The organism is Chitinophaga sp. W2I13 (assembly GCF_050434005.1).
Lineage (GTDB): Bacteria > Bacteroidota > Bacteroidia > Chitinophagales > Chitinophagaceae > Chitinophaga.
In genome coordinates this window covers 4,603,482-4,629,707 of sequence record NZ_JBNPWD010000001.1, presented here as the reverse complement: position 1 = coordinate 4,629,707, position 26,226 = coordinate 4,603,482, and the positions used below count along the sequence as shown (strand labels likewise).

Sequence of the window (26,226 nt, the reverse complement as noted above, 5' to 3'; positions counted from 1 at the left end):
ATCTCCAGCAATCATATATTAAAAAACATAATAAATAATTCAACTAACCAATTTTGAACAAATTTATATAACTTAGTATTCTGCTTTAAAGCTTATCCTCAAAAAATTTGACCATTCTGCGTGTTTGAACCTATATCTAACATCCCTATAATTCCAGATAATTAGACCACAAAAAACATCCTAATGATCAACAATAAATTTGGCTTCCAAAATCTGGCTAAGAAAAGTCTTGCTGTGGTAACAGCCGCGTTAAGTGTATTTTCCCATACCAAAGCCGAGGTTCCCAATAACACTAACCACGAAATTGAAAATGATAAAAACATCCCTGTTGAGAACACTCATAAAAATGTATTGAAACCTAAACTAGTGCTGAAACTCAATATAATGGATCCATCGAATAGCCTTGTTTCCATGCATAGTTCGCATAGCTCTCATCGTTCTCATTCTTCGCATAGCTCTCACAGTTCGCATTATTCCTCGTCTTATAGCTCTGGCAGTAGCTATACGCCATCCCCTACACCTGTATATGTTCCTGCGTCGTCCTCCTCTTCAGGGCATTCAACCTCAGGAGGTACTGTGAAAAGTACTCCCGGAACAAACTCTACCGGAAAAAGTTCTGGTGCGACTCCTTTCTATAACCCGGGTGCGGCACGTATTTCACCTTCAAATAGAACTACAGATGCTGTACATGTAGCAGATTCCTCCAGTCTAAAATTGGGAGATCGGGTACTATTCAAAGGATGCGAAGGAAAGGATGTGGAAGTGCTGCAAAGGATATTAATGACCTTAAAAAAAGACATGTTTATAACCGGATATTTTGGACTACAAACAGAAGCAATTATTATTCATTTTCAGCAAGAAAATGAATTAAGGCCTGATGGTAAAGTAGACGCTAAAACACTTAATGTACTAAGAAATAAAGCGAATGAAATTTCTACAAGATAATAACACGCTCTCTTTTACGGTTGCTACCGAGCTATACCCTGAAGTTGTTTTGTTTAAATGTCTCTACTGGTATACTAATGCCTTTGAAGTAGATATTATAAAGACAGATCCTCTCCAGTATAAAATAATACTAACTCGTCTCTATAACGCGGAACCTGTTGACTGGAAAACCATAATAGTAAAACTAAAGCAGGATCTCATAGATTTCAAGCTACGGCAGTGTATAACAGATGAAACAAAAACGATCAGGGAGCTTATTATCGCTAAAGCTTTCGCATATTATGAAAATGAGACAATACCCATGTCGGAGATAAGTGACCCCGTAGGCTTCAGCCCCCAATCCATACAACCATGAAATCAACACCGGTAACAACAAGGGTAAGCAGGAAATTTAAAGAATTTGAAGCTTATACCACGTCAATACCAGAATATACTTTACTTCCATTCAGATTCCACCGTATTTCCAATAAAAAAGAAGTGATTGTAAATGAAATTGGAGACTTTCTGGTAGTACCCGCAGGTACAACAGCCAGGATCGTGGCGCGGGAAATAAAAGCCGGAAATAGTGAGGACCAGGAGCTATACGCCGATTTAACAGCCAATTTCTTTATTTCGGGGAATTCCGTTCCAAATCTCATTGATGTTCTTGCGACCCGCTACCGTACAAAAAAGTCATTTCTTGATTTTTTTACATCACTACATATTTTTGTAATCAGCCTGAGATGCGAACATACCTGTCACTACTGCCAGGTATCAAGAGTTACTTCCGATAAAAGCAAATATGATATGAGTATCCCTCATATTGACGCTGGTATAGCTATGATGATGAAATCACCTAACCCACACGTGACAATGGAGTTTCAAGGTGGTGAGGCATTATTAGCCTTTGAAAGCATAATATATGCTGTTGAAAAAACAAAAGTCGAGGCAGAGAAGCATCATAAAGAGGTTACTTATGTAATCTGCACTAATCTTGCTCCACTGACAGATGAAATGCTTCAATACTGCCATGAAAACGGAATTTTAATATCGACTTCGCTTGATGGCCCTGCATTTATACACAACAAAAACAGACACAAGCCAAATGCCAACAGCCATCAGCTTGCAGTTGATGGCATTGAAAAATGCAGGCAGATTATAGGGGCAGAACATATTTCAGCATTAGTTACCACTACTAAGCTGTCGTTGGAATATCCGCATGAAATAGTGGATGAATATGTCAGATTAGGATTTAAAAACATTTTCCTGAGGCCTATAAGCCCATATGGTTTTGCGACCAGAAGCAAGGACAAGAATAAATATGAGACAGGAAAATTCCTGGAATTTTACAAAAAAGCGCTGACCAGAATTATTCAATATAATATAGACGGCTATTTTATCAGAGAAGACTATGCAAGTATCATTTTAAAGAAAATGCTAACTCCATTTCCCGTCGGATATGTCGATCTTCAATCTCCCGCCGGACTTATTAATAGCGTTATTGTGTTTAATTATGATGGGGCAGTGTATGCCTCGGACGAGTCCAGAATGCTCGCGGAAATGAATGATTTTACATTCCAACTTGGGCAGTTAGGAGAAAATACATACGAAGAAATCTTTTACGGAGAAAAAGCCCTGGCACTTAGTGATGTAATGACCAATGAATCACTGCCAGGTTGTTCTGAGTGCGCCTTCCAGACCTATTGTGGAGCTGATCCTGTTTTCAATCACACTACACAGGGCGATTTATACGGCCACAGACCGACAAGTTCTTTTTGCCAGAGAAATATGGAAATAATGCGGTATTTGATTGAGTTAATGGATGATAATAAGGAAATAGAAAAAATATTCAGAAACTGGATAACAGGTAGAAGCTAATGCTATTAAAAACAAAAGGTATTCCATCTGAAATTAATGCGCCAATAGTGGGCAGAGTAACTTTTGGCTCTGACACAAAGGGGGAAGTTTTGATTGCAAATGAGAACATCCCAATGCATCTCCAACATTATAAAGTAATCCTCTCAAGCAATCAAAAAGTCAGTTTATTTGATAAACCAAGTGTATATTCAATCCCTGATGTTTCTCACTTATGCGAAGGAGATATCGTCGTCGTCAATACTGATGGCGTGATTTCTACTTTATATAGAATAAATTCCCCACACAATTTCCTATTGTTTACGGAAAGATGCAACAGCAACTGTTTAATGTGTTCTCAGCCTCCCCGGGATAAGGACGATACAGATTACTTATACAATATCCATACTCAAACAATTCCATTAATCCCGAAAGATTGCATGGAATTAGGCATTACGGGAGGTGAACCAACCCTCTCCGGTGATAAGTTTTTTAAGCTCCTGGCACAAATACAAACGCAGCTGCCGGATACCGAAGTACACTGCTTAACCAATGGGAGGTCATTTGCGTGGCCTAACATGGCCGACAAACTTGGAGATATGTCTTTTAAGAGACTTATGCTTGGCATACCTATATACTCGGATTACCATGCGCAACATGATTATATTGTTCAAGCCAAAGGTGCATTTGATCAGACCATTCAAGGGTTATATAACCTGGCAAGAAGAAATGTCAGAATAGAATTAAGAATTGTTCTACATAAACAGACGTTACCCCGGCTTCTTAAATTGGCGAAGTTTATTTATAAAAATCTGCCGTTCGCAGAACATGTGGCCTTTATGGGATTGGAGCATCAGGGATACACGCCGTATAACCTGGATAAACTTTGGATTGATCCGATTGAATATGGAAAAGAACTTACAGAAGCGATGACTTATTTATCGGATTTTGGTATGACCACCTCCCTTTATAACTCACAACTTTGCACTACACCCCGTGAGATCTGGCAGTTCTCGAAAAAATCTATTTCCGACTGGAAAAATATCTTTCACGAAGAATGTAATCAATGTTCAATGAAAAATGATTGTGGTGGTTTTTTTGCGTCTAGTGTATTCAAGCACAGTAAAGGGATAAAAGCCTTCTCTTAATCCCACCCCGAAGGAGTTAGTTGATTCCCCCCTACTTCATCACCTGGTTAAATCCATACCGCAAATTGATGCTCGCTATAAAAGCGCTGAAAGGGTCTTTCTCTTTCAGGTAGTTATCAATGCCTGCTTCGGCCACAATCCATATACTTTTAGCAACCCTGAATTCAGTTCCAAAATTGAACAGCAGGGATTTGTCCAGGTTATCATAGTTCTGATATTTAAACTGTGTTTCCGCAAATCCCCTGAAACCGGAGGTCCCCAGGTAATAGCGGACATTCACTGTTGCGTTGACGAATGTACTGTCTTTAAATTCAGAGCGGGGTAAGCTGAAACTACCCCCCAGCAGCAGCTGGCTGCTTTTCCCGATGCCAAGGGCCCAGGTGACCCAGGTATTGAAGGAGGCGAAGCCGGCGTTTTTAATCAATGAATCGCGGGATTGCCCTACCCACGCAATGGCGCCATCCAGGCGGGTAGCGTTCCAATGTTCGCTTTTAAATTGCTCTATCAGGTCGTCTACTGCCGCATAATATTTCTTTTTATCAGTGTCGTATCCTTTTTTAAAGGCGTCGTAGCTGGCCTGCAAGGTTGTATCTGGGTTTTCCCTGAGATATTCTTCTGCTTTGTTTTCCGCGAAATCCCAGAATTCTTTGTCATGCTCGGCTCCATATTGCGCGCGCTCTGCAGGTGGCACTTCCTTATGCACAATAATGATCCAGTTATTTTTAAATTCCCGGAGCGCCAACTGCGCCTGCTGTTGTGCAAGAAAAACCGCCCTTCTTTTTGCGGCATTCAGTAACAGGTCATCTTTCTTTCTCACAATAGAAAACCGGTAGCCTACAGCCAGTTTGGAGGATACATTTCCTGAATCAACGATTGCCCCGATGCTGAAGGAGGAGTTATACCAGAACTTCCTTTTGCCATAATCTTCCAGCGTCCAGTTTTTGCTGGCCAGTTTCCCCGGGGAAAATTCCACGGCGAAATTACGCGGGATAACGCCCTGGCCGTTTGAATAAAACGGCGATAAGCTGAGCGCAAACTTTTGAATATCCGAAGGACGCAGCAGGTTGGAAGGATCTGCTCCCAGCGCTTTAAACGCCGGCATATCCGGCACAGAAAAGTTTAACAGGTAATGCTCGGTACTGTCTGTTTTAAACTGCGCAGATGTCCGGAAAGAAATAAGAGATAACAGAATGAAAATTATTTTCCGTGCTGACATACATATATTTTAAATAGGGGTAATCAATCCTGTTTTACGATCAACTGCAGTAAAATATCTTCCTGTTTGCCGGTAACATCGGTACCTAAAGTAGCAGTAGTGCCATAGCCAATCTGGCTGCTGCCTATTACTTTGGCTGTATTAAAATCATCGCCCTGCAATACGCTTACCCTTAATTTATAACCATTGTCGTCCTCGTACTTTCTTACCCTGAAAGAAATATCCAGTACTCTTTTGTCGAAATTGATTAATGGTTCACCGGGTTTATAATCGTTTTGAATAAGATAGTAATCCGGTTGGGGCAGCTCATTGCTGTTTTGCCGGAGGGGCTTTGTTAGTATAGGATGTTCATCGGCGGTAGCCGCCCACATCTGGTAGATGTAAGTAATAAAGTAAATGCCGGTCATATCTATCCTTATCCACAGTTTTCCACCATTAGGGTCATAGGCCACCTTTTTCATAATATACAGATTAGGACATAAAAATAGATATTTAAAATTTATAACTATATTCAGAAATATTCTGCCTTTCTTTTTTGCTGTTGACATAGGGTTGTCATACCCGCCTGCTACTTTTACATCAGACAATAAAAATTTCATCCTAAAACAAACCAAATGAGCAACACAAACATTTTAAGAGGATTTGCCACGCTGAGCTTTTATGCAGCAGATCACGAGGCGGCAAAAAAATGGTATACGGAGTTAACCGGTATTCCTCCTTACTTTGAAAGGCCCGGCTATGCAGAGTTCCGCCTGGGCGACTACCAGCATGAACTGGGTATTATCGACAGTAAGTATGCGCCAAAATCGCTGGGCAGCGGACCCGGCGGTGCTATTATTTATTGGCATGTAGACGATATACAGGCGGGGTTGGAAAAATTGCTGCAACTGGGAGCTACTGTTTTAGAACCCGTTACAGAACGGGGACATGGATTTGTTACCGCCTCCGTAATTGATCCTTTCGGCAACGTACTGGGCATTATGTACAATCCTCATTATGTGGAAGTGCTGAAAGCCAATGAAAAGTAATAACACCACCGGTTGGAGCATGCTTTTGCCAACCGGCTTTTTGTTACGGGTGCGCCTCTACCACCAACACCCAATCATTGCCCACGCCGGTAGCCGGAGGCACAAATGTAACAGCGGAGCTTTGTTTCACAACTCCGATGCTTGTTCTTTCCGCATTCCGCGGATTAAACCACCAACAATTTAACCGCGCGGATTTTATCACAGCAGTGTTCACCTGCAGCGATTTTCCTATGGGCAGATATACCATCAGGTAAGTACCCGCCGCATCCTGGAAAGCTTCCATATGGCCTCCTCCTTCCCCCTGACCCGACAAGATCAGGGAGCGGTCCGGTACGCGGTTTAGTGCGCCATGTATGGCTATGAGCCTGCGAAGATAACCCGCCTGGAAAGCACCGGGCCGGTCCAGTGCATTCATCCAGCCCCGATCAGGATAGTTAACGGCTTCCTCCCGCGCACTCATAAATTGCCACACCGCATGATGACCGTAGGTGACGCCGCATGCGCCGGCAAATACAGAACGGTACAATTGCTTACGCACATCGTAGTCCCTGAAATAACCATTGTCGGGATTCCATTTAGGCCAGGGATTCACGGGATGGTCTTCATAATTAGGTTCGGCGTCAAGGGTAGGTTTGGCCGGTAAAGATTGCCGGTCCCTCCGCACCAGCTCCCAACATGGTACATCATGGCCGCTGCCATGACCGCTCTGGAACATGTTGATATCCAGCCAGTTTTCCTGCTGCAGCCATTGCGACGTGGAGTTAGCTCCTCCGGAAGGATGATAAGCAATGATGCATTGCCCGGCAGTGCCTTCCTTTATACCTCTTGCCATTGCCCGCCAGATGGGTCGCCAGTCGCCGCTGTCGTTAACCGCCGGGCGATCACCACCAAGTATCCAGATGATGTTTTTATGATTACGATACCTGTTCCCTATCCATTTCCCATATCCGTAAGCGTTAGTGGTATCAAACACCACAGGGCCTTCGCCCCATAACTTTGTCACCTTATCGCCCCAGGCAGGCAGCAGCCCTATGTACATTCCTCGCTGCATTGCCCAGCTGATGGTGCTGTCTATTAACGTGAAATAAGCGTTGTTGGGAGTGGCAGGGTTTTCATTCAGCAACGGCAGTTGTCCATAGCGGTTGGGTTTGCGAAGACCATCAAATTCCGCCAGCACTACTGCCTGGATTACGGTAAAGCCTTTGCGGGCACGGTTATCGAGGTAGTATTTAATTTCTGCGGTATCCAGCCGGTGAAACAATTCCCAGCCGGTATCGCCCAACCAGAAAAAGGGTTGCCCGTTGGCATATTGAAGATAATGACCATCCGGGGTAACCTGTAAACGCTCCGGCAACTGCGCCTTGGTGCATAAACAGTAAAGGAGGCTGCTGAGAAACCATAACTTACTTTTCATAACGGGAATATGTTCCAGAGAAAAATAAAGCTTTTTAGGAATAAAAGCAGCAGTAATTGTTTTCAGAGAGATGGATAGGCAGCAGCTATTATTGTAATTCAATCACGGTGCTATCTTTCGTAAAGCGGGTATCTTTTACTGCGCCAGTGCCATTGAACCGGTATTGCACACCGACGATGCCGGAAGGCGGATTGGAAAACGTGAGCTCCGCAGCAGCGCTGTCGTTCACAAAAAACTGCAGGTGCCGGTCTTTCGCCACTACACGGAGTTTTACCCATTTTGCCAGGTCGGCGCCAAATTTCGAGAGGTCAGTGTTCCGGCTGCTGAGGGCAACGCCGGCGGCAAACAGCGACAGGTCTCCCACACATCCGGGCGCGCACAACGGGATGGAGATCAAATCATTTTTACACAGGAGCAACACCTCCACCCGCTGACAGGCAGCGGTGCCCAGTTGAAAACCGCTCTTCAGCGTGGTTTCAAAAGTAAAGTGATCCGTTTGCAGGTCGCCAAGGGGCTGTACATTATAAAAGCGTAAGGCGGGAGGAACAGGTTGCAGCGGAACGTGATATGCCGACAACAACGCTTCATTCACTTCCAGGCCGTTTCCTTTTATGACTTCATTCTTCCGGAAATACAGTGGTGTGCCAGGCTCCTGTTCTACCATGGCCAGCCAGCCACCGGAGCTGATCATCAGTTCGTGTTCTTTTACGATCTGTTTACCCACCATCAGTTTCGCCTTGAAATAACCTGGCTCATAATAAATAGCAGTGTATGTTTTTTCTTTGGCAGATACCGGCATTTTCCGCCTGATATCCCAGGTTTGCGCAATGAACACAGAATCCTTCCCTGCTGCGGCAGCATTATAGCTGAAAATAACAGAATTAGGCACGCCATCCATAACTACTTTATTGGAGCTGAACGAAAATGCAGTTGTATCAATTGGTTTGCCTGGTTTGGTATTGGATAACAGTAAGGCATATACGAGAATTCCTATTGGTACCAGGGCGAGCAGCCAGTAAGTCCATTTACTGCGTTTTGGTGGCGTTGCTGCGGGTGAATGAGTGGCAGTGGTCACACCATTGCCTGTTGCATAACCGGATACTGTCTGACTGACAGGAGTTTCCCCCGTGGCCATATTTAAAGATGTGGCATCATCAACTGGCAACGACTCAACCATCGCTTTATGGCTGGTTGCCGCAGTCGTAATATCCCCAGGCAGCAAGGTGGCAAGACGTTTAAACTCCCGCCAGTCGGCATACCCGGCAAATTGTGCCAGGGTATTCAGCGTAGTGGTGGCGGGCATATTGGTGTACTTCAGTTTTCCCCACAGCCGTTTCAGGGTAGTAACGCTCAATATCACCCCCGTAGCTTCTTCTATGGCGGCACTTAGTTTTTCAAAATCATAGCTTGTCCACTCGCTGGCGTCACCACGGTTCAACCGGGCTTCTGCCAGCTCGAGGCACTTTCGTATGTAATTAATCTCAAAACTATTATTCATTTCCTGGTAGTCTATTACAAGCTTGCACGGATTTGCACACACTTGATGCGCCAATGATTCGCCCTGAAATTAGTTATTATTCAGATTTGCTGCAGCATTTAAATTTAAAACACTGGTCATGACAAAAATCCGCACCGCATGCTTATTCCTATTGCTCCCATTATGCGCAGCAGCACAAAAAAAAAGAAAACCGGCCATCCCGGCAGTCAGGATATTATCAAGGTCCCGCTGGAAGCCGGACACTGGTCGTTTCAACCCGGCACGGTGGAATTTATCACGTATAAATCGGTACCGGCCATGAAGCTGTTGAACCGGAACGACACCGTAGTGCTGAAAAACCTTGACTTTACAAACGGCACCATCGAATACGACGTGCAACCTGTTTCTACTTTCACATCGTTTTATTTCAGGCGCGCCAGCCGGAAAGAGAATGAATGCTTTTATTTCCGTACGCCTTCTTCCGGTAAAGGCGATGCGGTACAGTATGCACCGCATATCGATGGCGTTAACCTCTGGGATATGCTGGACCAGTACCAGGCTGCCGCCTGGATTTCCAAAGACGACTGGAACCATGTGAAGCTGGTTATTTCCGGCAGGCAAATGCGGGTGTACGTGAACGATACCTCCCGGCCGGTAATGGAAGTGCCGCGACTGGAAAGCAATACCTGGCATGGCGGCCTTGCATTCGACGGGCAGGCGGTCATTGCCAACCTGGTGGTGAAACCGGATCAAACGGAAGGACTGCCTCCCGGTGAAGGCATCGACATTACCAACAATGACGCCGCCTACCTCCGCACCTGGCAAATCACCCAGCCAATGGCTACCCCTGATCAAATTGATTTCAGCAAAGCATGGATACCCGGAAAAGAAACACCATGGGAAACCATCCGCGCCGAAAGGCGGGGACTGATCAACGTAACCCGCAAATTTGGCGGCGCTGAAAACCGCGCCCGGCGCATCGTGTGGCTGAAAACAAATATCCGTTCTGCTGTAGCGCAAACACGACAACTGCACCTCGGCTTCAGCGACGAAGTATGGGTATTTGTGAACGATAAATTTGTGTACGTAGACAAAAACCTCTACTCCTACCCGCTGATGAAACAACCGGATGGCCGCTGCACCGTGGATAATGCGTCTTTCTCCCTTCCGCTGGTAGCTGGCGACAATGAAATACTGATCGCCCTGGCCAACGACTTTTATGGATGGGGAATCATGGCAAAACTGGATAAGTTTGAAAACATGACGTTCGACAAATAACCCCTCCTTCCGCCAGGCAGCTCCCGTGAGGGCTGCCTGGCTTTACGGGGATTACCGCACTTCCATCTCTCCCGGAAAAAAATACCCGGAAAACACCACTCCAAAAAATATCATGCAGAAATAAGTACTTAAATAGTGGAAGTTTATTTTGTTTCCAATAACTTTAGGTACCATGAAACAAACATTGGCAGATACTGAGCTGACCGGGCCGGTACAGCAAATGAAATATGCTACCACAGACCCCGATGGCAAATATTACGGGTATGAACTCTCTTTTTTCGATGAAAAAGGATTATTGCTCAGATGGGAGGATTATACCTCCACCCACCAACTGGATAAAACCCTTACCTATACTTTCGATGAACAGGGAAACCTGCTGGAAAAAGCGCTGACTTCTGCAGCAAAGGGGCCCATCTACAAAAACCGCTACTTTGAAAACGGGGCGCTGAAAGAATGTACCGAATACTATGGGGAAGATACCTTTTACACCCGGTACGATGAAGCAGGCAACGTACTTGAACAACTGGAAAACAACGACCCACTGCCTGTAGAAGAAGATCCGTACAACGAGCAATGGGAAACCAACACCAGCACTGATGACGACGGCTGCCGGATAGAAATTACCCGCTACTACTCTTTTGGTGCCTTGCAGGAAATCACCAAAAGTAAGTACAACAGCCGGCAGCAGCTACTGGAAGAATACAAATTCGAGGACGCTGATGGTTTTGACAGCAACCAGGCAGTGGAAACCATTATTTGCCAGTACAATGAGCAGGGACATCTTACCGCGAAAATATCCGACAGGGTTACCACCACCGATGCTGTGGAAAGAACCGTGTACCGGTATGAATTTACCTACGACCTTCATCATAACTGGATAGAAAAAGTGGAAATCATGAATAACAGGGTAACGGATTATAAAGACAAGGTCCGTTTTATCCGCCGGAGAGAAATTTTATACGCTCCATAAATTTGCGCACATGCTATCTAACCGACACCAGATCTTTATGGAAGTGGCCCATCAGAAAAGCTTTTCAAAGGCCAGCCAGGCATTGTTTATTTCCCAGCCGGCAGTAAGCACACATATCAAAGGGTTGGAAGAACAGTATAAAACCAAATTATTTGAAAGAAAAGGTTTGCAGATAGAGTTGACAGAAGCCGGTCAGCTGCTGTACAACCGCCTGCTTACCGTACGTCATATACAACAGGAAACTGAGTTCGACATTTCCGTGATCCACGACCAGCAGCAGGCCACCGGCATGCTTAACCTGGGCGCCAGTACCACTGCTGCGCTGTATATACTACCCAAAGTAATGTCGGCCTTTCACCGCGAATACCCCCTGGTGGATATTTCCCTGCTCAACCGGAACAGTGAAATTGTATTGCAGGCACTGCTCGACAAAGAAATTAATATAGGCGTTACCGAAGAAAAAGGACAACTCAGCAATATTACCTACCAGTCATTTCTGAAAGACCAGATCGTAGCGGTATGCAGCCGCGACAATCCTCTTGCCCGTAAAAAGAACTACGCGCTGAAAGATATCCTGCAGATGCCTGTAGCTATCCGCGAACGTGGCAGCGGCACCCTGGAAGCGCTCAAGAAGGGGCTACAGAAAAGCAGGATCCGGCTCAACGACCTGAAAATAAAGGTCAGGCTGGGAGGCACCGAGGCGCTGAAGAATTTCCTCCTGGAATCCGGTTGCGTAGGATTCCTCTCTACCCGCTCCATTGCTAAAGAGCTGCAACACGGCGAATTAACGATCCTTTCCTTTGAAGGCCTGCGGATAGAACGCAGTTTTTACTTCATTCAACGTAAAGGCGAAACCAGCGACCTCAACAAACGCTTCATCAAAATGGCCAGATCCATTTATAATTATTAATTATAGGTCATAATATTTTCATATAGCCAGGATTATAGGCGATGGGCTACATTTGAGCCATACAAAATAACCTGTTGACATGAACATGCTTTTTTATTACGACGAACTATATAAAGCGGCTGTAGAAAGAATTAACAAGCTGGTAGACATTTCTGTTACCCAGAAAAATGCGTTAATCCAGCGGCTGAAAAGCCAGGCGCCGTTTATCGCCACCACTACCGAAGATATCGACCTGGTTGCCCAAAGGATGATGAATTCCCTGGGAATGGTATTATGCCCGGATGCTGCTGCAGATTTTGCAGGCGGCAGTAAGCTCCTCGAAATGGAGATGCTCAATAATGGCGAATAACGGGCCGCTTCCTAAATAAATTTTTATGGAGAGGTGAATAACCCCGCTGCTCCCGGATTTTACTGTACCGGCGGAAAAGGCTCCGCCATTCCCCGCTCAAAAGGAGTGAACGGCTCTCCTGCGGCCACACGTGCCGGCCAGTTTGGATTGGCGAGTGCCGCCTTTCCCAGCGAAATAAGATCCGCATGCCCTTCCGTTAAGGCCCTTCCGGCCACGGCCAGTTCTTCCATACCGCCGTTGGCAATTACCGGCCGCTGCACAATGCGTTTAGCCATACCCGTGAGCGTTTCCCCATGTTCATAAGCGCCCAGTTTTTCCCAGGTGCTGCCTTCCCCTGAAATATGGATATAATCCGGAGATACCTTTCTTACTTCTTCAAGTAGTGCTGCTGCTGTAATAGCGCCATCGGGCCAGCGATAGGTGAAGTTGTTCACTTTTCCTTCCGACAGGCGCAACCCGATAATGAAATGCGGGGGCACTGCCTGCCTGATAGCGGTAATGATTTCCGCGATAATACGGAAGCGGTTCTCAACAGACCCGCCATACTCATCATTCCGCAGATTGGTATACTCCGTTAAAAACTGATCCGGCAGGTAACCATTGGCGGCATGCACTTCTATTCCATCGAAACCGGCGGCTACGGCATTAACCGCCGCGGCGGCATATCCTGCCACTGCGATGGCAATATCATTGCGCGTCATGGCAGCCGGAACCGGGAAGGGACCGTCGCCGCCACCATAGGAGCGCAGCTTGCGGCCCAGCGGCGTTACCACGGAAGGCGCCAGCGTGTTCGGCAAATGCTGCGATAAAGCGCCGGCATGCATCAGCTGTGCAATAAATAAGCTGCCAGGTGTTTTTACTTTGACCGCCAGCTCCTGCCAACCGGCCACCTGCTGTGATGTAACCAGTCCTGGCTGATGCGGATACGCCTGGCTGGCTACTGCATCGGTATATAATCCCTCGGTGATAATGATCCCAAAACCGCCGAGGGCAAAACGTTCGTAGTAAGCGTGCATGGCTGCTGTGGGAATGCCCTGCAATGTAGCGCTGGCGCGACTCATAGGCGCCAGCACCACCCTGTTCTTAACAAATTGCTGCGCCAGTGTAACAGGCGTCAATACCGGGTGTGTGGTCATATATAAAACTTTAGCACAAAGTTGTACACTTCGGTGCGCCAAAACAATGACAAATGATAAGAAATTTAAAATGGCTCCTTTGCTATTTTTCGACGTAAACGGCTCAACGATTCGGGCGTAATGCCCAGGTAAGCCGCTACCTGGTGCTGGGGCAGCCGTGTTTCGAGGAAAGGGTAGCAGCTTACAAACCCACGGTACCGCTCTATGGCAGGCTTCTGCAGCGACAGGATACGACGTTGCAACGCGATGTAGCCTCGCTGGGAAATAATGCGGTAATACCGCTCCACCGCCGGGATATCGTTAAATAGTTGTTCCAGTTGCTGCCGGGTGATGCGCAGCACCTCGCCTCCTTCCAGCACATCAATGTTAAACCGGGATGGCTGACCGGATAGCATGCTGTCGAGGTCCGTGATCCACCAGCCTTCCACGCTGAACTGCAACACATTTTCTTTGCCGGTGGCATCTTTTTCATACTGGCGGCAACAACCTTTCAGCACAAAAAATTCGTAGCGGCAAACGTCGCCTTCCCGCAACAGGAACTGCCGGCGGCGGGTACGTAGCGATTCAAAATAGCCGGGAATACGTTTAATATCGGCATCGCGCAGCGGTACATGTTGAAGGATACTATCTGTCAGCAATTTCATGCTCCTGAAAATAATAGTTATTTTTCAAAGATAGCCCTGTGCAGGAACCCTTCAAAGAATATTCTTACTGCGGCCCCATCTTGCCAAAAAAATACTGGAAAGTGATCATGACATAACGTTGTAAAGCATTTACCTGCTTTGTTTCGGTATAGGTAGCTGTTGTTATGTTAGAAATATTGGTGTTGTTATTAAAAAGATCGTTTATCCTGCATTTTAGTTTCAGCTGCTCCTTCTTTCCAAAACTGTAAGCTACGGCACTGTTACAAATAAAATAACGGCGTTGATCCGGCGCCGTTACCTGCGAATTATAATTGTACGCCATATCGCCCGACAACTCCAGGCGCTTAACAGGAATCAGCTGCCATTGCAGGTTAAAACGTTGTGTGGTATAGTTAACATTGTCAATACCAGGCAGCGAATAAACGGTATTATTCACATCTATGTTTACAGCTGGCGATATTGTCAGCCACTCTTTGTAAATAACGGAAAAATAAACACCCGCGCCGACGGTCCACCCGTTGGAGATATTTTCCTCACCCGCTACCAGGCCAATACTCCTGTTCCGGTTCATACTCACGTTAAGGCCATTGTTAAATGTCCAGCTGTTCTTTTTTTTCTGAAGATTGATATTTCCATGTACCATCATTCTCCACGTACCATTCACGTTCTGAAAGGTACTGATTTGTCGGCCCAGGGAATCATACCGCTGATCCGCCACAATTTCATTACGGACTACTGCCCCGTTGGCGCCGAGATTGAAACTAAACCCTTTCACCGGCTGATAAATGTAAAACATCAGCGCAACGTTTTGGGTAAAGGCGCCTTTCAGCAAAGGGTTGCCGACCTTCATGAACAACGGGTTGGTGTTATCCACTACGGGCGACAACTGCTCTGCCGAAGGAGCGGAAGAAGAAATGGAATAGTTGGTGAACAATCGCCCGTATTTGCTGAGGGAATAATTCAGTTGCAGGTTAGGCGCAAATTGCTGCTGATGGATCTTAATCACGGAATCCAGCCACAACAGGCGGTTTTCCTGTTGCAGGATCCGCATACCGGTGTTCAGCGCTATGCTCAGGCGATCATTTTTCCAGGCCAGCTGCACAGATGGTGTATGGGTAAAACTGGTATTTCTACTACTGCCGGACAAAGCGCTGTCCCGCATGCCGTATTTGCCGGACACGGGATCTTCTTTAAATACTTCCCGGAGCTGCCCGTTGTACATGGTACCCAGCGTATAGTCCAACGCCACCACAAAACCATGTCCTAAGGACGCCGATAAATTAAATGTAAAATTATTATTAAAACTGTTTTCAGCAGAGCTGATATACTGATTTACAGAATCACGGTGACTAACACTATCATCTGTATAAAAGTTATTAACTGAATTATTGTATTCGTTTTCCTTTTTACTGCCGGCGTCAAACTTCCAGGTGGTATTAAGGTTGAGCCTGCGGTTTCGGCTGGTTTTATTGAAATTGATTTCGCTGCCGCCATTACGCGTATGTGCTTCCCCGTTACTCCGGGAAGAGAGTGTGTTCAGTAAAGTTCCGCCGGAGGTTTCCGACAGGGAATACATTTGTAAATTATTGCTGCTTTTCCCTATACCCGCGTTACTCCTGAAGGTCCAGGTGGTGAGTGAATCTTTTTCATAAACAAGATTCGTATACAGCTGATGCTGACTGTTCCCGGCTACAGCATCACTATTGGTTTGATTATGGAAGCTGTTATCCGGTAATAAATTGAGCCGGTCGGTGATGGTGGTCTGGCTATTTTTGGTATTGTTATAATTATAGTTCACATCCAGTGTGAGCTTTTTACCTGGTTTTGTGTTGATGTTGATACTGCCGTTGTTGTATTCCGGTAATCCTCCTCCGCCACCGACCATACCGGATGGCGACATCATTATAGCGCCGCCCGTTTCATCTGTAACATTCTTTGCCGCCGCCATCACACTGATGCGCGTAGGATTGCGCATGGAGCTGATCATTCCATCTGCAAGATAACGGCGATGGCTACCCGCACCGGCAGTGATGTTTCCCATGATGCCGGTATTTTTATCTTTTTTAAGGACGAGGTTAACGGTAACATCTTCCGCCGGGGCTTTCACTGCAAGGGAACGTTGGGCGGCAAGGTCTTTGGTGTCGGTTACTTCTATCTTATCAATGATGTCTGCAGGCAGGTATTTGGTAGCGGCCTCTTTATTATCTCCAAAAAATTCCCTGCCATCTACTTTGATCTTTGTCACGGGTTTTCCGTTTACAGTAATGCTGCCATCACTGCCTATCACCACACCGGGCAGCTTTTTCAGCAGCTGCAATACGCTGGCATTTGCAGCCAGCCTGATGGCCGAAGCATCAAATTCCAGGGTATCGTTACGAAGTGTAAAAGGCGGTTTGGCAACGGTTATCTCCACCGCTTTAAGTCCAATGATTTTGGGATGGGCAGTATCGGCTTTGGTTGCCGGCAGGCTGTCCGTAGTCCGCCCCTGCGCCGTAGCGCAGGAGACGGTTACGAAATATCCGGCAAGGAAAAATGCGATCCCGGCGTATAGTGCTTTCACGTTTATTTAATTACTTTCCGGCACCAGTATGGCGCGGATATAGTTAGCATTGTTAAAATATTTTACAGCCGTTTGCTGTAAAGTTTCCGGGGTGATTTTCTGGAGCCGGTCTTTTATATCCGGTTGTTGTAAAGGATCACCGTTAAACAGGGCGGAAGTAATATAATTCAGCCAGAAGCCGTTTTCTTTAAACGCTCTCTCCACACTGCTTTTATAGCCTGCCTTATATTTTATCACATCGTCGTCTGCCACTCCCGTTGTTTTCAGTTTCATGATTTCACTGTTAACGCTGAGGATCAGGGATTCCACGTTGCGTGGATCGCAAATAAAATTAATGCCAAACATATATTCCCCGGAAGGGACCTTGCGGGTATTGGCATTTACGTTAACGCTGTATACGCCGGCTTCCTGTTCGCGGAGCCGTTCTGTAAGACGAATATTGAGTACGCCTGCCAATGCTTTCATCTGGTCGCTGGTGCTAACATCATACGGAAATGAACCACTGAAAGCAAGGGTAACAATTGCCTGCGGTTCTTTACCGGCTATCACTTTTTTCACTACCCTGCCCTGCGGATAATTCAGCTGAAGATCCTTCACTTCCTCCCGGCGATGTAAAGCAGGCAACGATCCCAGGTACCTGGCCAGCAACGGTTTGATGCTATCCGTATTAAAATTCCCTACGAAGGTAAAGGTAAAGCCGGCGGCATCTGCAAAACGGTTTTTATAGATAGCCAGTGCCTGATCTGCATCAAGCAGGTTCAGTTGTTGCTCCGGCATCTGCATCTTACGGAAGTGGTAATTGGCCATTACAGCGCTGAGGGTATCGCTGTAAAGTTGCCGCGGCGCTTTGTTTGCATTGGCGTACGACAACCGCGCCTGTTCTGTCATATTGCTGAACATCACGGGGTCTTTACGCGGACTGGTAAAATACAGGTATACCAGTTGCAGCGCAGTTTCCAGGTCTTCATCCGCGGAACCGCCGGAAATGCCTTCTGATGTTTCGCTGATGAATGGCGCCACTGATACATTTTTCCCGGTGAGCAATTTGCGTAATTCCGCCTGGGTCATATCCGATACGCCGCTGGCGCTTATGAGTGAAGCGGCGATGCTGGCGTTATAAAAATCAGCGTCGCTTACCTGTGATAAGCCTCCAGGGTTGAAACCATTAAATAAGATTTCATCTTTTTTAAAGGTGGTTGGTTTCAGCAATACTTTTATCCCGTTACTGAATTCCAGTGAAGTAATGCCCAGGTCTTTGATCACTTCCTCGCTGGTAATCACGCCGGGTTGCGGCGCGTTGTCCAGCAACGTGGTGCGCAATACTTTTTTATCCTCATAAGCCGCGATAGGCGCTGAGGCGGCTTCGTTCATCCATTGCAGTACCATGGTTTCCGAAGGAAGGGAGTCTTTCTGTTTATCGTTGGCAACGAGGATAAGATCGCGGTCGGTATCCTTAAAGTAAGATTGTATAGCAGCATTAAAGCCCGGCAGCGTAAGTGTATCGGCGCTGGCTTTATACAGGGCTGTTTCATATGCGTTACCCGGACTTGCTTCGCCTTCCAGGAAGTGCCTTACATATTCTTTTACATATGATTCCGACGGGGTTTTGTCCCGTTCCTTGTAGCTCAGGGAAATACTGCTGAGGAACGATGTTTTTGCCCGTTGCAATTCACCCGCGGTGAAGCCATATTGCTTTATCCGTTGCAATTCTGTCCACCATGCTTTGACGCCTTTTTCCGTTTCACCGGGTTTGAGTACTACCCTGCCGCTAAGCCCGCTGATATTGGCCATCATTTTGCTGAATCCTGCGCTGCCACTGAGGAATGGCGCATTTTTTTGCCGTGCCACCTCATTTAAACGATCGCTGACCATGCTATTGAACAACGATTGGATGAGGGTATTGCTGAAATCTGTTTTTGTTTTAATGACGTTACCCTGTTGTTTGATGGAGAGTTCCAGCCGCGTGGTAGCCACTTCCGGATCTGTTACCACCAGGAACTGGTTTTTCCCGGTGAGCGGGATGGTGGTGTACTTACGTTCTTTCGGCTGCGCGGGTGAGCGCAAATCGGAGAACATAGCGCGGATCGACTTCTCTATCTGCGCCACATTTACATCTCCCACTATTATCAGCGCCTGCAGGTCGGGCCGGTACCAGTCTTTATAAAAAGCACGGATCTGTTCATGTCCGAAATTTTTCAGTACTTCTTCCGTGCCTATCGGGAGACGGGAGGCGTACAGCGATTGATTCACCGACAGTGGCATCACTTTATCCTGTATGCGTTGTGCGGAGCCCAGATGTTGTCTTTTTTCTTCCAGGATCACGCCTCTTTCATTATCTATTTCCTCATCGCTGAGCGTGAGTTCTTGTGCCCAGTCGCGCATGATCTGCATGGCATTACGGAAAACGGTTTTATCTTCCGTAGATACCGGCAATTGGTATACAGTTTCATCGAAACCCGTGTAAGCATTGAGGTCAGCGCCAAATCGCACACCCGACTTCTGAAGATAATTTACCAGTTCATTTTTGGGATAATGGGTAGTGCCGTTAAACGCCATGTGCTCCAGGAAATGCGCCAGCCCGCGTTGTTCGTCTGTTTCCAGGATAGACCCGGCTTTGTTTACCAGGTACATTACCGCTCTTTTTTCCGGTGTGATATTTTTCCGGATATAATAGGTAAACCCGTTAGGGAGTTTACCTATTGTTACTTCCGGGTCCATGGGCACTGCCTCACCGGTTTGTTGTGCATGAGCTATGCTGCCGGTAAATACAGACAATAGCATCCCCCATGCTGCAATGCTGCAACAAAATTTTATCATGATAACTGTTATTTTTTTAAAAAGATGATTATGGCATCCACCAGATTTTGCTGGTGAAGATGTCGATAGGTCCCTGCGCCAGGAGGTTTTCCTTATTCTGCACCATTTCTGATAGCGGGTAAGGGCACCGGATCGGCATGGTATTGCCCACCCTGGCGGGGTCGTACGACAATGGGATTTCCGGGAACGCGCCGTTGCGGCGATAGTCCACCCATGCTTCAAAAGGTTCAATACCATTAAAGGCCATGTATTTCTGGAACATCAGCAGTTTGTATTTATCCGGCGCGGCGGCCCAGCTCACCTTTGGATTGGCGGCAGCTGTTTCCGCATTGTACCAGGTATTGAAAGCATCGTCCGACAGGGAAGGCACCGTGGTGTTACCACCTACATTAAGCCACCGGAAGGATTCCTTTACCGCATTCTTATAGGCCGTTTCCGGATCACCGGGCAACCAGCCGCGCTGAATGGCTTCTGCCTGGAGGAACGCACTTTCTATACTGGTGATGATCCAGCAGGGCATGTCATAGCCTTTTATAATGCCGGTTGACAAAGGCGATACGGCCGTACGGAAAGTTCGTACACCGCCCACCTGCGATACATACTCCGTGCGGTTATAAGGAAACTGCTGTTCATCTACCGGCAGGCCAAATTTATTGCCCCTGTATTCCTGCAGACCGGGTTGTGCGAATGGTTCCGGCGCATTGGCAGGCAGTGGAACACGGGCAGGCGAGTAAAAGAAACCAAGACGGGGATCGCGGTTCTCTTTCAGCATATTCATGGCGGTTACATTTGCGGATGCAATCTGCCAGTTGGGAATAGATTTATTACCCGCTAACCCATAATAGCGGACATACACATCATACTGCGAATATTTAGCGTAGTACTTGGAAGGTTTCACATCGGTAAAGCCTGGATTTACACTGGCATCTTCTCCACTGTTCAGGAAACCGGAGCCTTGTGCGGTAATCTTTGCTATTTCACCTTTGATATAATTTTCCCTGCCGGGCTTATTCGCCTGATGTATCAGCATGCGCAGTTTGAGGGTATTGATAAACCGGAACCACTTTTGTTTTTCGCCATGGAACATAATATCTGCAATGGAGATACGGAGCGCTTTGTCCTGCGGAGCATCGCGGATGAGGATGATGGCCGAATCCAGCTGCGTCATCAGGTCTTCATAAATGAACTCCCCGGTATCATACTTAGGTTTCCGGATACTGGTATTATTGGCCTCGCTATAGGGCATGTTGTTATTGTTATCTACCGCGCGGCTCCATTGCAGCGCCCGGATCGCTTTCGCAATTCCTATGTAATAGGGCTGGTCATGCAACCTGGCATTGGCTTCCCAAAGGAGAATGGCCGGATCGGGGGAACTGGTTCCGAAAGAACCGTCATTTAACTGGTAGTAGGTAAGCTCTGCGGAGCCGGACGCATATTCAGCATATGTCCAATAACCCATCCATTGTGCTTCCATTTGATTCTCCACGCCGGATATGCTGTTGAACAACATATCGGGTAACATGAGATCCGGTGTGGCATTGTTTTCTGTAAGCTGCAGCGGATTGTAGTTAATGTCTATCCAGCCTTTTTTACAACCTGCCATAAAGGTGGCGGCAGTTAGTAAGGCTCCCGCTAAAATGTGATATCTTTTGCGCATCAGTTTAATTTTTTGTTGTTAAAAACTCACGGTAGTGATTACGCCGTATTGCGCCACACCCGGAACGGTAGAAACACCGGACGCAGATCCGGAAAGGTTGTCGGGAATAGTACGGTACCCTCTGTCGCCAGGGCCTTTGATCAATTGCGGATCCCCTGTTTTATTTTTCTTTGTGTAGAAGTTAAACACGTTTCTACCGTATACACTTAAATTGAGTTTCTTAATTGTTTTTGTTTTGAAGAACCTTTCGTATCCTATCACCACTTCGCGTATTTTGAAGAAGTCGGCTTTGGTCAGATAGCTGGCAGAAGCGTTCTGGAAGTGACTGTATAATTCCTGGTTAGCACTTTTCGTATATACATCTGCGTTAGGGACCAGTTTCCCGGGTACCATCGTCATACACGGAATTCGGATAGATAAATGGTTTACGGTCGTTGTACACAGTGAGCACGCTGAACCCGTACTGCACATCATATTGCATAAGGTCAGAGTAGTGCATGGCGCCGGTATTGAATTCTCCCAGTACGGCCAGCGTAAATCCTTTAAAGGCGAAGTTCAGGTTCATTCCACCGGAATATTTGGGTAAGGTGCGTCCGCCGTAGATCGGGTTATTAATGTCCGCGTCCGGCATACCGGTTTCTTTATTTACGATCACCCTCCCTTCGGCATCTTTTTTCAAATCATACACCTGGTATTCAAATGCACGCTGCCCGGTGCGGGCCACTACTCCGTACATGCTTCCGTAATAAGGAGTTCTCAGCGGGAACAATCCATCATAGGCATCGCTGATAGAGATCACTTTATTATCGTTCATGGCTACACGTATATCTGCACTGAAAGTAAATCCGCTCCTGGTTTTAATGATGGGGTCCAGTTTCAGATCGGCTTCCCAGCCATAGTTGCGCATGATGCCCAGGTTATCGATGGTGCTGCCACCGCTCAGCCACGGGATCTTTACTTTCATGATCACACCATTATTCCGTTGGGTATACCAGGTGAAGTCCAACGCGACTCTGTTCTTCCAAAAGCCTGCGCTGACGCCGTATTCCTGGCTGAGGATCTTTTCCGGTTTCAGAAAAGGGTTGGGATTACCCTGCATATAGTTATAAGCAATTACGCCTTCATCGGATGTGCCGGGATAAGGGAAGCCGTTAGAATAGGCCATTGAAAGGGTCCGTTCAGACTGGTAAGGTTCAATGTTCATATTGGCCGTGGTGTTTACCGCGGCTCGTAACTGCAGGCGGGATAACCAGGTATAATTTTTCAGGGAAGAAATAACTTCATTCAGGATCACGGAAGTATTACCGCCCACGTAGAGATCTTTTCCCCTGCCGGCTTTTGCGCGCTTGGAATCCCAGTCGTTGCGTGCCATCAGTTCCACAAACACTTTATCTTTGTAGCCAATGCCTGACGTACCAAAAAAGGAATAGTTGCGGGTGAGCAATGATTCCTCGGCGCCATATGGCAGATCGCGGGAAAACGCGAGGTTGAATACCGGGATGATGGGATTACCACTACCGGAAACTTTCTTATAATAATTTTCTTTTACAGAGCTCCCTAACGTAGTGCGGAAATTAAAGTTGCCTGCATGGTTTAATGCTGTGATCAGCAGGTCGTTGTTAAGCGTCGTATTGGATCGGGATTCCTCTCCCAACTGGGTAAGCCTGTCGCGGAAGCGGTTATAGCCGCCATATTGTTTGGCAAAATCAGAAAAATTCATTGGCTGTGAAACGGTTTTTTCGTAGAATCCATCATACACCACGCTGGGTTTGTCTGTTACCGTTAGCCACGGCAGTACCTTTGCGGTTAGTATCAAACCCGTCACCAATGCGTTATCGGTACTTTTCTTTCTCCGGTCTGCCGCCTGCTGATACGGACTCATCACGTCGTTATCATTCCAGTAGTGGTTTATATCTGCCCACTTATTGTTCTCATAATTTTTGTAACTGAGGATAGGGATATAGGTAGGTGTGCTCAGCATATCGTCGAACGTAGGACCTTTATCAGCGGTGGTACGGGAGTAATTGAGGTTCAGTTGCACATTCAGTTTGCCCAGTTTACGCCCCGCGCTGAAGAAGAGGTTTACGCCGTCTTGTTTATCGCCCGGTATCATGCCTGTTTGATTGACAGCGTTGAGGCCGAGATAGAAATCGGAGATAGCATCTGACTGGGAGATGGATAAATTATTCTGGATGGTGCGACCTACGTTGAAGAAGCGCCTTGCATCCTTTTTATCGGAGTAGGTTACCATCTGGTAGTCGCCGTTTTCATCGGCTCTTCCGATGGGTACCAGCCGGCCGTCGTAGGCGGGGCCCCAGCCGCTTTTATCCAGGCTGCTGTAAATACCGTTTCCTTTGTCGTCTACCAGGCCGCTACCGGTACCGAAGCGTCTTTGCTTACTGTTGTCATTCCGGAAATCGAGGCGGGAAAAATTTACGCTGTTGCGGAAATTGATAGTAGGTTTGCCTTTTTGTCCTTTTTTTGTGGTGATGATGATCACGCCATTCACACCTTCCGGTCCGTATAAAGCCGTACCGTTGGCGCCTTTCAGCACGGTTACATTTTCAATATCCGCAGGGTTGATGTTATTGATAAAGTCCATGATCATGGCGGCGGAGTTAATGTCCGACCCAAAAGATAACGGCGTGCCATTGAGGATGAACAACGGCTGGTTGTTGCTGGTGGTACTGAAAGAGCGGATACCGCGGATCAGCACCCGCATCTGCGGGTTCATGTCGGCGCTTTGTATAGCGATATTTAAACCGGATACTTTACCAGCCAGCCCCTGTAGCAGGTTGCCGGAATTGGCGCGGTTGATATCTGCCCCGCTCACTTTGGCTACGCTATAGCCTACTTCTTTCGAACTTTTTTCTATACCAAAAGCCGTTACTACCGTTTCATCCAGTTTAGATACACCGGGGTTCATCATTACCGTGAGGAAGGGTTGGTTGGGAATGATCTTCACTTCCTGTGTTTCATATTGCAGGGAGGTGATGATCAGCACATTGCCGGGCTCGGCGTTCAGGCGGAAGTTGCCTTCTCCATCGGTAATCGCTCCCCTGTTCTTTCCTTTTATTTTTACAGATGCCGATATGATTGGTTCTTTCGTGGCAGCATTCAGTACTTTACCGTTCACTTCAATAAAAGTGCTTGTGATGAAAGGCAGCTTTCCTTCCAGTGGTGGTGGCTTTTCCGCGAACGTAATCACTTTTCCGGTGATCGTATAATTCAACGGCTGATCTTTAAAAGCCGCTTCCAGGAAGGCCGTCAATGGCATATCTTCCGCTGTTACCGTGACTGGTTTCGCTGTTTTCAGCAATTCACTGTTGTAGAAAACTACATAGCCTGTTTGCTGTTCAATAGCAGTAAAAATTTTCTTCAGGGAAAGATCTTTCCCTGAAAGTGTAACACTTTGTGAAAAAGTTGACGCATGCACACTTAGAAAAGTAATAGTCAGCAGTAAAAAGGTAAGCCTCATTACGAACAAGATTTTGGTAATGTAACGATGCCTCCACCATGACAGGTGGCCACAATAAGCATTTTTTTGCATAAATTGCATTTGGTTTGGTTGATAATAGATTCTCTTACGGAAAATTTAAAACGACTGAACTACTAACCGGAAGTGGGTCCAAGCACTTTCGGTTTTCGTTTTTTTAATGATTGGTTTATTTAGGTTGTATGATCAATTTTCCTCCCGGCTCCAGTCTGAAGTGAATGCCGGCATCGGTCAATATTTTCAGTAATTGTGTGAGGCTTACATTCCGCACTATTTTGCCGCCGAACACCACATCCGGCACTTCCTGGTCGTACACCACCTCGATGTTATACCATCTGGCCAGTTGCCGCATTACCTCGCGGAGGTGTTGTCCTTCAAAATTAAACAGGCCGCTGCGCCACGCCATTACGGCGCTGGTATCTACTCCATTCACCACTTGCGGCGTTTGTGTGCCGGCCGTTAAAACAGCCTGCTGGCCCGGCGATAATACCACCGCCTGCGCAGCGCTGAAGCGGATACGCCCTTCCAGCAAGGTGGAACGGATGGCTGCTTCATCGGGGTAGGCATTTACATTAAAGTGGGTTCCCAGTACATCAATATAGTTTTCCTGGTTGCTGATCTTTACCCGGAAGGGTTTGTGTGCGTCCTTTGCCACTTCAAAGTAGGCTTCCCCGCTCACTTCCACCAGCCGTTCTTTGCCGGTAAAGGCAGTGGGATAACTAAGTGAAGATGCGGCGTTCAGCCATACTCTGGTGCCATCGGGCAGTACTACCTGGAACTGGCCTCCACGGGGCGTTGTGAGTACATTTATGCCGGCCGCTTCTCCACCGGAGGAAGGCGCATAATTCAGCTGGCCGTTTACCTGCTGGGCAGTGGCATTGCCCAGCTGTATTTGCCGTTTGGCTACGCTGTCGAGTGCTATCACAGAGCCATCGGCCAGTTTTAATACGGCTTTACTGCCACCAGGCGCCACATCGTATTTCGTTGCCAGCTGTTGTTTACCGGATGGTTGCTGCCAGCGCAAAATGCCGGTCGCCACGAGTAACAGCAGCGATGCTGCCGCTGCCCACCATGCATACTGCCTGTAATTTAAGCGGCGGGGGGGGTTACCGGTTGCTTTTAGTGGAGTGACCGGTCTAATATTGGCATACATTTCCTTCAGGGGGGCATCCTGCCCGAATGCCGAATGATCGGTTTCTGCCAGTGCTGCCAGCAAACTTTCCAGCCTGGCGGTGTTACGTTCATCCAGCAGCATCAACCGCCATCGCCGGAACTCTTCCGGTGTCATGGTATCTTCCGTATACTTGCGGAACAATTCATCAAATTCGTTATCGGCAGGTTGCATGCA

The 26,226-nt window shown here is 46.9% G+C and carries 21 protein-coding genes; 9 read left to right on the top strand and 12 right to left on the bottom strand.

Annotated elements, in window-relative coordinates; all coding sequences use genetic code 11:
• Positions 1 to 183 precede the first annotated feature (183 nt).
• Genes QFZ48_RS19125 through hxsC form a run of 4 tightly spaced genes read left to right on the top strand, consistent with a single transcriptional unit; the run spans position 184 to position 3,926 of the window.
• Positions 184 to 945, top strand: a complete 762-nt coding sequence (locus QFZ48_RS19125; RefSeq protein ID WP_429050484.1) for a peptidoglycan-binding domain-containing protein — start codon at positions 184 to 186, stop codon at positions 943 to 945.
• Entirely contained in the window at positions 926 to 1,300 is a 375-nt protein-coding gene (gene hxsD, locus QFZ48_RS19120) for a His-Xaa-Ser system protein HxsD (protein ID WP_429050485.1), read from the top strand. The genes QFZ48_RS19125 and hxsD overlap by 20 nt, the downstream gene beginning before the upstream one ends.
• Positions 1,297 to 2,802 (top strand): His-Xaa-Ser system radical SAM maturase HxsB, encoded by a 1,506-nt coding sequence (gene hxsB / locus QFZ48_RS19115; protein WP_429063267.1) that lies wholly within the window; start codon positions 1,297 to 1,299, stop codon positions 2,800 to 2,802. The genes hxsD and hxsB overlap by 4 nt, the downstream gene beginning before the upstream one ends.
• Positions 2,802 to 3,926 carry a His-Xaa-Ser system radical SAM maturase HxsC gene (gene hxsC, locus QFZ48_RS19110; protein WP_429050487.1) on the top strand — a complete coding sequence of 375 codons (1,125 nt, stop codon included), beginning with the start codon at positions 2,802 to 2,804 and terminating at the stop codon, positions 3,924 to 3,926. Before hxsB ends, hxsC begins: the two co-directional genes overlap by 1 nt.
• A 31-nt stretch (positions 3,927 to 3,957) precedes the next feature.
• Here the strand turns inward: hxsC and QFZ48_RS19105 are convergent, their stop codons facing one another.
• Together QFZ48_RS19105 and QFZ48_RS19100 are read right to left on the bottom strand one after the other, a co-directional pair.
• Complete coding sequence (locus QFZ48_RS19105) at positions 3,958 to 5,142, bottom strand: hypothetical protein (protein WP_429050488.1); 1,185 nt, start codon at positions 5,140 to 5,142, stop codon at positions 3,958 to 3,960.
• A gap of 23 nt (positions 5,143 to 5,165) precedes the next feature.
• Positions 5,166 to 5,603: a hypothetical protein gene (locus QFZ48_RS19100; protein WP_429050489.1), complete on the bottom strand. Its 438-nt coding sequence runs from the start codon at positions 5,601 to 5,603 to the stop codon at positions 5,166 to 5,168.
• 153 nt (positions 5,604 to 5,756) lie between these two features.
• On the opposite strand from QFZ48_RS19100, the gene QFZ48_RS19095 reads away from it, so the two are divergent.
• Complete coding sequence (locus tag QFZ48_RS19095; RefSeq protein ID WP_370908052.1) at positions 5,757 to 6,170, top strand: VOC family protein; 414 nt, start codon at positions 5,757 to 5,759, stop codon at positions 6,168 to 6,170.
• 43 nt (positions 6,171 to 6,213) lie between these two features.
• Here QFZ48_RS19095 and QFZ48_RS19090 read toward each other — a convergent pair whose 3' ends face one another.
• Positions 6,214 to 7,584 (bottom strand): glycoside hydrolase family 140 protein, encoded by a 1,371-nt coding sequence (locus tag QFZ48_RS19090; protein WP_429050490.1) that lies wholly within the window; start codon positions 7,582 to 7,584, stop codon positions 6,214 to 6,216.
• Between the two features lie 88 nt (positions 7,585 to 7,672).
• Positions 7,673 to 9,082, bottom strand: coding sequence for a hypothetical protein (locus tag QFZ48_RS19085; protein ID WP_429050491.1), 1,410 nt, complete (start codon positions 9,080 to 9,082; stop codon positions 7,673 to 7,675).
• Positions 9,083 to 9,220: 138 nt separating this feature from the next.
• Between QFZ48_RS19085 and QFZ48_RS19080 the strand changes: the two genes are divergently transcribed.
• The 4 genes from QFZ48_RS19080 to QFZ48_RS19065 all read left to right on the top strand — a co-directional run bounded on the left by QFZ48_RS19080 (position 9,221) and on the right by QFZ48_RS19065 (position 12,568).
• Positions 9,221 to 10,339, top strand: coding sequence for a hypothetical protein (locus QFZ48_RS19080; RefSeq protein WP_429063266.1), 1,119 nt, complete (start codon positions 9,221 to 9,223; stop codon positions 10,337 to 10,339).
• Between the two features lie 172 nt (positions 10,340 to 10,511).
• Entirely contained in the window at positions 10,512 to 11,309 is a 798-nt protein-coding gene (locus QFZ48_RS19075) for a hypothetical protein (RefSeq protein ID WP_429050493.1), read from the top strand.
• Between the two features lie 10 nt (positions 11,310 to 11,319).
• On the top strand, positions 11,320 to 12,219 hold the full coding sequence (locus QFZ48_RS19070; protein ID WP_370908057.1) for a LysR substrate-binding domain-containing protein: 900 nt from the start codon (positions 11,320 to 11,322) through the stop codon (positions 12,217 to 12,219).
• A 79-nt stretch (positions 12,220 to 12,298) separates the two neighbouring features.
• Positions 12,299 to 12,568, top strand: coding sequence for a hypothetical protein (locus QFZ48_RS19065; RefSeq protein WP_429050495.1), 270 nt, complete (start codon positions 12,299 to 12,301; stop codon positions 12,566 to 12,568).
• A gap of 59 nt (positions 12,569 to 12,627) precedes the next feature.
• On the opposite strand, the gene QFZ48_RS19060 is transcribed toward QFZ48_RS19065, so the two are convergent.
• The 8 genes from QFZ48_RS19060 to QFZ48_RS19025 all read right to left on the bottom strand — a co-directional run bounded on the left by QFZ48_RS19060 (position 12,628) and on the right by QFZ48_RS19025 (position 26,223).
• Complete coding sequence (locus tag QFZ48_RS19060; RefSeq protein WP_429063265.1) at positions 12,628 to 13,704, bottom strand: NADH:flavin oxidoreductase; 1,077 nt, start codon at positions 13,702 to 13,704, stop codon at positions 12,628 to 12,630.
• Positions 13,705 to 13,769: 65 nt separating this feature from the next.
• Positions 13,770 to 14,348: a Crp/Fnr family transcriptional regulator gene (locus QFZ48_RS19055; protein ID WP_429050497.1), complete on the bottom strand. Its 579-nt coding sequence runs from the start codon at positions 14,346 to 14,348 to the stop codon at positions 13,770 to 13,772.
• Positions 14,349 to 14,412: 64 nt separating this feature from the next.
• The gene (locus QFZ48_RS19050) at positions 14,413 to 16,908 is read right to left on the bottom strand and encodes an outer membrane beta-barrel protein (protein ID WP_429063264.1); all 2,496 of its coding nucleotides are present in this window, start codon (positions 16,906 to 16,908) and stop codon (positions 14,413 to 14,415) included.
• Positions 16,909 to 16,914: 6 nt separating this feature from the next.
• On the bottom strand, positions 16,915 to 19,725 hold the full coding sequence (locus QFZ48_RS19045) for a M16 family metallopeptidase (protein WP_429063263.1): 2,811 nt from the start codon (positions 19,723 to 19,725) through the stop codon (positions 16,915 to 16,917).
• Positions 19,726 to 19,753: 28 nt separating this feature from the next.
• Entirely contained in the window at positions 19,754 to 21,382 is a 1,629-nt protein-coding gene (locus QFZ48_RS19040; RefSeq protein WP_429063262.1) for a SusD/RagB family nutrient-binding outer membrane lipoprotein, read from the bottom strand.
• Positions 21,383 to 21,400: 18 nt separating this feature from the next.
• The gene (locus QFZ48_RS19035) at positions 21,401 to 21,781 is read right to left on the bottom strand and encodes a hypothetical protein (RefSeq protein WP_429063261.1); all 381 of its coding nucleotides are present in this window, start codon (positions 21,779 to 21,781) and stop codon (positions 21,401 to 21,403) included.
• Positions 21,750 to 24,860: a SusC/RagA family TonB-linked outer membrane protein gene (locus QFZ48_RS19030; RefSeq protein WP_429063260.1), complete on the bottom strand. Its 3,111-nt coding sequence runs from the start codon at positions 24,858 to 24,860 to the stop codon at positions 21,750 to 21,752. The genes QFZ48_RS19035 and QFZ48_RS19030 overlap by 32 nt, the downstream gene beginning before the upstream one ends.
• A gap of 187 nt (positions 24,861 to 25,047) precedes the next feature.
• Entirely contained in the window at positions 25,048 to 26,223 is a 1,176-nt protein-coding gene (locus QFZ48_RS19025; RefSeq protein ID WP_429063259.1) for a FecR family protein, read from the bottom strand.
• Between the last annotated feature and the right edge of the window lie 3 nt (positions 26,224 to 26,226).